The 6,207-nt window shown below is 62.7% G+C and carries 9 protein-coding genes and 2 tRNA genes; 6 read left to right on the forward strand and 5 right to left on the reverse strand.

The window, feature by feature from the left end; genetic code table 11:
- Positions 1-53 precede the first annotated feature (53 nt).
- Genes ACN0SO_RS20560 through ACN0SO_RS20570 form a run of 3 tightly spaced genes read left to right on the forward strand, consistent with a single transcriptional unit; the run spans position 54 to position 1,199 of the window.
- Positions 54-368: an antibiotic biosynthesis monooxygenase family protein gene (locus tag ACN0SO_RS20560; protein ID WP_417680598.1), complete on the forward strand. Its 315-nt coding sequence runs from the start codon at positions 54-56 to the stop codon at positions 366-368.
- On the forward strand, positions 365-748 hold the full coding sequence (locus ACN0SO_RS20565; protein WP_417680599.1) for a bleomycin resistance protein: 384 nt from the start codon (positions 365-367) through the stop codon (positions 746-748). The genes ACN0SO_RS20560 and ACN0SO_RS20565 overlap by 4 nt, the downstream gene beginning before the upstream one ends.
- A complete protein-coding gene (locus tag ACN0SO_RS20570; RefSeq protein ID WP_417680600.1) occupies positions 738-1,199 on the forward strand; it encodes a hypothetical protein in 462 nt (153 codons plus the stop codon). Before ACN0SO_RS20565 ends, ACN0SO_RS20570 begins: the two co-directional genes overlap by 11 nt.
- Positions 1,200-1,467: 268 nt before the next feature.
- On the opposite strand, the gene ACN0SO_RS20575 is transcribed toward ACN0SO_RS20570, so the two are convergent.
- From ACN0SO_RS20575 to ACN0SO_RS20585, 3 genes are read right to left on the reverse strand one after another with little or no spacing between them, the layout of a single operon-like run.
- On the reverse strand, positions 1,468-2,286 hold the full coding sequence (locus ACN0SO_RS20575) for a TrmH family RNA methyltransferase (protein WP_417680601.1): 819 nt from the start codon (positions 2,284-2,286) through the stop codon (positions 1,468-1,470).
- Between the two features lie 41 nt (positions 2,287-2,327).
- On the reverse strand, positions 2,328-3,074 hold the full coding sequence (locus tag ACN0SO_RS20580) for a DUF1499 domain-containing protein (protein ID WP_417680602.1): 747 nt from the start codon (positions 3,072-3,074) through the stop codon (positions 2,328-2,330).
- Complete coding sequence (locus ACN0SO_RS20585; protein ID WP_417680603.1) at positions 3,071-3,928, reverse strand: sterol desaturase family protein; 858 nt, start codon at positions 3,926-3,928, stop codon at positions 3,071-3,073. The genes ACN0SO_RS20580 and ACN0SO_RS20585 overlap by 4 nt, the downstream gene beginning before the upstream one ends.
- A 206-nt stretch (positions 3,929-4,134) precedes the next feature.
- Between ACN0SO_RS20585 and ACN0SO_RS20590 the strand changes: the two genes are divergently transcribed.
- Complete coding sequence (locus ACN0SO_RS20590; RefSeq protein ID WP_417680604.1) at positions 4,135-4,602, forward strand: BA14K family protein; 468 nt, start codon at positions 4,135-4,137, stop codon at positions 4,600-4,602.
- A gap of 36 nt (positions 4,603-4,638) precedes the next feature.
- Here ACN0SO_RS20590 and ACN0SO_RS20595 read toward each other — a convergent pair whose 3' ends face one another.
- On the reverse strand, positions 4,639-5,136 hold the full coding sequence (locus ACN0SO_RS20595; RefSeq protein ID WP_417680605.1) for a PaaI family thioesterase: 498 nt from the start codon (positions 5,134-5,136) through the stop codon (positions 4,639-4,641).
- A gap of 34 nt (positions 5,137-5,170) precedes the next feature.
- On the reverse strand, positions 5,171-5,623 hold the full coding sequence (locus ACN0SO_RS20600; protein ID WP_417680606.1) for a MarR family winged helix-turn-helix transcriptional regulator: 453 nt from the start codon (positions 5,621-5,623) through the stop codon (positions 5,171-5,173).
- A gap of 365 nt (positions 5,624-5,988) precedes the next feature.
- Between ACN0SO_RS20600 and ACN0SO_RS20605 the strand changes: the two genes are divergently transcribed.
- A tRNA-Tyr gene (locus ACN0SO_RS20605) sits at positions 5,989-6,073 on the forward strand.
- A 22-nt stretch (positions 6,074-6,095) separates the two neighbouring features.
- A tRNA-Gly gene (locus tag ACN0SO_RS20610) sits at positions 6,096-6,169 on the forward strand.
- Positions 6,170-6,207: the final 38 nt, after the last annotated feature.

The raw sequence follows: 6,207 nt of genomic DNA on the forward strand, positions 1-6,207 counted from the left end.
ACGGGTGTTCCGGCGACGGTCGATTCGAAATCAGCGATAAAGGGGAGTGCGGAATGTTTCTTGCTATGAACAGGTTCCGGGTGAACAAGGGCCAGGAAAGCGCGTTTGAGGAGGTCTGGAAGAACCGGGATTCCGAGCTGGACAAGCTGCCGGGCTTCAAGAGCTTTCACCTGATGAAGGGGCCGGAAGCCGAAGACGGCTCGACTGTGCTTTATGCCTCGCACACGATCTGGGCCAGCAAGGACGATTTCATCGCCTGGACCAGGTCGGAGCATTTCCGCAATGCCCACAAGAACGCGGGCAGCAACAAGCATCTTTATGCCGGTCCGCCCCAGTTCGAGGGCTTCGAGGCCGTCGAGGGCGCGTGAGCGCCGTGGCCGAGGTCGAAGCGATCCCGGTGCTTCCGTCGCTCGATTTCGCCGAGACGAAGCGCTTTTACGAAGGTCTGCTCGGGTTTTCGACGATTTACGAAGCGGACGGACGGGTTATCCTGCGGCGCGGGCCGCTCGAGCTTCATTTCTGGCTGACCGACCGCCCGGAATTCTGTGAAAACAGCAGCTGCTATATTCGCGGGGGCGGGATTGATGCCCTCTACGAGGAATTCCGCGGCAAGGGCGTTCCGGGGCTCAGCGCCTATGAGGTCCGGCCCTGGAAGATGAAGGAATTTCATCTTCTGGATCCGCATGGCAACCTGTTGAGCTTCGGCCGCATTCCTCCGGAGGATGAGGAGGGAGCGCATGAGCACTGAGGCGGCCGGCCCCGACGTGCCGCGTCTTCCGGACGAGACCGCGGCCGCTCTGGAAATCCTGAGGCTGTTCTGCTTCAGCTACGCCAGGCCCGAAAATCAGACCTGGGAGCTGGCGATGGAGACGGCGGAGCGGCGGTTCGGTCCGCTGCAGGGCTGGGCGGTCGCGCGGTGCGTCTTGCGCGTGTTGACGGTGCTGCGCCTGTCGCGGACGACGCCCATCGACTTCATGAGCCCTTTCTGCCGGTGCTGCCGCAACAACCTGACAACGGACGAGCGGCGGGTCGTGCAGCTTCTCGGCCTGGCGAAACAAGGCCGGTCCCAAGGAGCCCAGGCGGAAGCGTTGATCCTGTGCGAGGGTTCCGATCCGCAGCCGTTGCTTCTGGAGACGGAGCGGTTGGCGGGGCTGCTGTTTACAAGGGCAGGCCCGTCGAAGCGGATGGTGTTCCGGTGAGGGCATTCTTTCCGGCGGCCCACCCCCAAAAAGCCGTCACCCCGGGCGAACGCAGTGAGACCCGGGGCCTACTCGTTTCCAGAGCCGTTTCGCCCACGATCAAGGCTGCGGCAGGCGGCACTGCGAGTAGGTCCCGGCTCTCCGCTGCGCTTCGGTCGGGATGACGGTCTGAAAGTAGGCAATACCCTACAAATCCCGTCATTCCAGATCATCGTTCGGCTCCGCCTCACTTTTCTGGAATGACCGAAAAATTCGGATCTCGGCGCCCTTACAGTCCCATTTTCGCTCGCGCCACATAAAGGGCGAGCACGGCGGCGTTGGAGACGTTGAGGGAGCGGATCTTGCCCGGCATGTCGACGCGGGCAAGCTTGTCGCAGGCCTCGCGCACGCCCTGGCGCACGCCTTTTCCCTCCGAGCCGAGCACCAGCACGGTCTTCGGACCGAACGCCGTTTCTTCCAGCGTGGCCTCGCCGTCGCTGTCGAGGGCGACGCTGAAAAAGCCCTGTTCGCCCATTTCGGTGATGAAGCGAGCCATGTTCTTGACCCGCACATGCTTGATCATGTCGAGCGCGCCGCTGGCGGATTTGGCAAGAACCGGGCCTTCCTCGGGCGCATGGCGCTCGGTGGTGACCACCGCATCGGCATCGAGCGCGACGGCTGAGCGCAGGATCGCGCCGACGTTATGCGGGTCGGTGACCTGGTCGAGGGCCAGCACCAGCCGGGCCCCCTTCAATTCCTTCACCCCATAGGCGGGCAGGGGATCGGCTTCCAGGATCAGCCCCTGATGGACGGCGTCCCGGGTGACCATGTGGTCGAGCTGGCGCGGCTGCAGCGTCTCGATCGGAACATCGATCCTGATGTCGCGTTCGGCCAGCCGGCGCAGGGCGTTCTCGGTGGCAAAGAGTTTGCGCCGCTTGCGGTCCGGATTGGCGAAGGCAGCTTCCACCGTATGAAGGCCGTAAAGCAGGATCGGGCCTTCCGGCGGCAGGCCGGGCCGGCGCGGTGCGGGCTTCTTCTTGGCAAACGGGATGCGGCCGCCCTTGGTCGGAGGGCGTTTGGAGCGCCGGTTGGGAGTGTCGTCGGTCATGGCGCACTCTTAGAGCTAAAAAGGGTGGCGGGGAAGATGTTCTATCCTTCCGCGTCCTGTTTCAGGTCCTTCAGAAGCGCGCGGATGCGTTTTGCGTTGACGCCGCGGTCGATCTGGCCGACCCGGGAACGGGAGCGGATGTCGACGAGAGAGCCGTCGCCGTCCTCCTGAATGCGGATGACGATTTCGTCCTTGAACCCGAAGATCAGCGAGCTGGCAACCGCCTCGATCCGCCCCTCGTCGGGCACGTCGGCGACAATCTCCCAGCCCCGGCCTTTCACGATATCGAGGGCGCGTACATGGGTCTTCTCAGGTGACGTCGCCAGGGTCAGCGGCGCCAGATCCGGATAGGCCGCCCGCTGCAACTCGGCTGTCGCACCTCCCGGATAGTCGATCGGGTTGGGCATATCCCAGAAGACCGGCGGATCTTCCCGGTCGGTGGTGATGTCGTTGATCGGCGGATAGGCCTGTGCCGCGTAATCGAAGCGGGCGGTCATCCCGAGCAGCGGGGCGCTGAGGACAAGCCCCAGGAGGCTGACGATCAGGCCGCGCCGGCCGCCTCCGGGGCGACAGATCACAAGGCCGGCAAGGGACAACAGGCAGCCGAGGCCGGCTGCATAGACGGCCCACTCCGCGAGGTTCATGACCTCGGCCACGAACCAGGTGCCGCTCCGATAGCCGATCACGGCAGCGGCAAACAGGCCCATGCCGATGAGAGCGAAAAGAAACCCGGTCAGGGCGATTCTGGAGAAGGGCTTGCGCGTACGGGTGAAGCCTGGGCCGGTCATTCCTGTTCTTCTTTCTTGTAGGTCTGCTCCCGGTTGATCGCGTAGCCGCTGGCGGGTCCGCGCAGGGGCTGGATCAGCATCCGGTCGAGCCACAGCTCGCGCAGGTCACGAAACTGTTCGATGCCGATGGTCATGCCCTCATGGCCGTCGCGGGGCTGGGCGGTATAAGTGCCGAGCAGCCGGTCCCACCAGGGCAGATTAAAGCCGAAGTTGCTGTTGGTTTCCGCCGGGTGGATGGAGTGATGGACCCGGTGCATGTCCGGCGTCACGACGAAGAGGCGCAGGATCCGGTCGAGGCCGCCGGGAAGCTTCACGTTGGAATGGTTGAACATGGCGGTCGCGTTCAGAAGCACTTCGAAGATCAGCACCGCGACAGCGGGCGGGCCGAGCACGGCGACGACGGCCAGTTTGATCCCCATGGACAGGAGGATTTCCACCGGGTGGAAGCGCAGGCCGGTGGTCACGTCGATTTCAAGATCCGCGTGATGCATCCGGTGCAGCCGCCACAGGGCGGGCACGGCATGGAACATGACGTGCTGCAGGTAGATTGCCAGATCGAGGGCGACGACCGAAACGAGAATGGCCAACCAGGCCGGGACGTCGAAGACATTAAACAGGCCCCAGCCGCGCTCCTCGGCCAGAAGCGCCAGTCCCACCGCCACGATCGGAAAGGTCAGCCGGACAAGAAGACTGTCGAGGAACACCACGCCGATGTTGTTGGTCCAGCGAATCACGCGGGGGATCTCCCGCCGGCGGCGGGGAGAGGCCGCCTCCCAGATCGCCATGACGAAAAGAACGCCGAGGAAGAAGGCAATGCGAATCAGGGGCTCGTTTGCGAGCAGGATGTCTGTCATTTGCTCTGGACCGTCTCCGCGCTCCGGCGGGCTGCCGGCCTAAATTCAGATAGTCTTATATATACGAGAGATCCGGCCGGATACCAACCGAACCGCCCTGTGCCGCATCGGCGGGATTTCGTCGCATTTGCGCGATATCAAGGGCAGATGGAACCATTGGCGATAGACATTCGTTAATATCAGGAACCCTTAAGCGAGGTGAAATCATGACCAGATTTATTCGGAATGCGGCGCTGGCGATCGTTCTCGGGCTGAGTGGATCGGCCATGATGGCTGCGCAGGCTTCCGCACAATCCTGCGACAGCTACGCCCGCGATTACGCCAACCGGGCAACCCGGACCGGGAACAATGTGGTTGGCGGCGCCGTCGGCGGTGCCGTCGTCGGCGGTGTGATCGGATCCGTCACCGGCAGTTGGGGGCGGGGCGCCGCAATCGGCGGCGGTGTCGGCGCCGCGGCCGGCGCGGGCAAGTCTTCGATCGAATGGGACCGGGCCTATAAACGGGCCTACAACGATTGCGTTGCCCGACAAAACGCGCGGTCCGCGCCGCGGGGAGGTGGCCTGGAGCCCTGGACGCCGCAATGGTATGACTACTGCGGTCGGAAATACCGGTCTTTCAACCCGAATACGGGCTATTACACGACCTATGGCGGTCAGAAGCGCTTCTGCCAGTAAGTCCTCTGGCTGGGTGTTCAGAGAGGATCGGCCGGTCTACTGGCCGATCCCGAAGACCATGCAATTGACCGTCGCGTGCGCGATCAGCTTGCCGGTGACATCGAACAGGCTGCCTTCCGCCGTCGCCAGTCTCCGGCCCCGATGAACAAGGCGGCCCTCGCAACGGACCTCTCCGGCGTCGGGCAACAACGGGCGCACCATGTTCACCGTAAGCGACGTGGTGGTGCACAGTTCGCCGGCGTCAAGGTCGGTATGGACAGCGCACGTCAGGGCGGAATCCAGGATCGTCGAGATCCAGCCGCCGTGAACGGTGCCTTGCGGATTCATGTGCGCGACAGATGGCGTCCCGGTAAAGACGACGCGCCCGCGTTCGGCTTCCCTAAGCTTCATCTCCATCGTGACCATGATCGGCGGCGCAGGCAGTTGGCCGGCGATCATTGCCTCGAAGATTTCCACGCCGGTCATTCGGGCGATGATGTCGCGGGGAAGGGCGCCGGGGTTTGGGGAACTGTCGACCGCCTGTGTTTCGCTCATGACTGATGTGTCCCTATTTTTCTTGTGACTGGATTTAAACGCCGGTTGTGACCGCTTCGGCGCGATGAACCGCCTTGCGCAGGGCCGACAGATGCGCCCGGATTGCATCGGCATCCGGATCGTCAAGTGTGTCGGTCAGGCTGTTCTGGGCCCGCTGCCAGGCTTCATAAGCCTCCGCCAGCCGTTCTTCGCCTTGCGCGGTCAGTTCCGGAACCACCTGCTTGGGCCCCTTTTTATATCTGCGGACAAGACCCGCCTGCTCCAGCGGTTGCAGATTGCGTTGAAGCGTGGACCGTTCGATGCCCATCTGGCGGGCAAGCGCGCTCAAGGAGTTCGCCCGGCCGGAGCCGATCACCCCGAGCAGGACGGCCTGAGTAACCTCCAGGCCGAGCGGCGCCAGATAGCCATTGTAGTGGCGGGTCACCAGATTGGCCGTTCTCCTGGCGGCGTGGGCCAGACAAACGCGGCCCATCCATTCGATATCCATCGGGTTCGGTTCTTCGGTTGTTCGTTGTGTTGCATGTACAACAATTATAGTTGTAGCTACAACAAATAAATTGCGGCGGTGGACGACTGAACCTGACGTTATCTGCGGAGAACGGCCGAATTTCACCATGAGTCAGCGTGCCGCAATCGACTGCAAACAAAGATAAATCCGGAACCGGAAATGCTTTTGTGCCGCCGCGGGAGGACAGAGTAGGGCAAAGTTGGGAAATTTTCCAAATGATCTGCAAATCGGCGTTGACACCACTACCCGTCATCTGCATAACACGCGCCACGGGATTGCTCGCCCCTCCGGGCGGGCTCTTCGTGAAGCCATCCTGACCGCTTCGGCGCGAAGCAGGACGAGATGGAGGAGTGCCCGAGTGGCTAAAGGGGACGGACTGTAAATCCGTTGGCTATGCCTACGTTGGTTCGAATCCAACCTCCTCCACCATCGTCCGGCAGACCTCCGGTGCGCGGGTGTAGCTCAATGGTAGAGCAGCAGCCTTCCAAGCTGATGACGAGGGTTCGATTCCCTTCACCCGCTCCATCATGGGTGCTGATCGGAGTGTCCGGAACGGAAGGTCC

The organism is Roseibium sp., assembly GCF_048260565.1.
Classification (GTDB): domain Bacteria; phylum Pseudomonadota; class Alphaproteobacteria; order Rhizobiales; family Stappiaceae; genus Roseibium.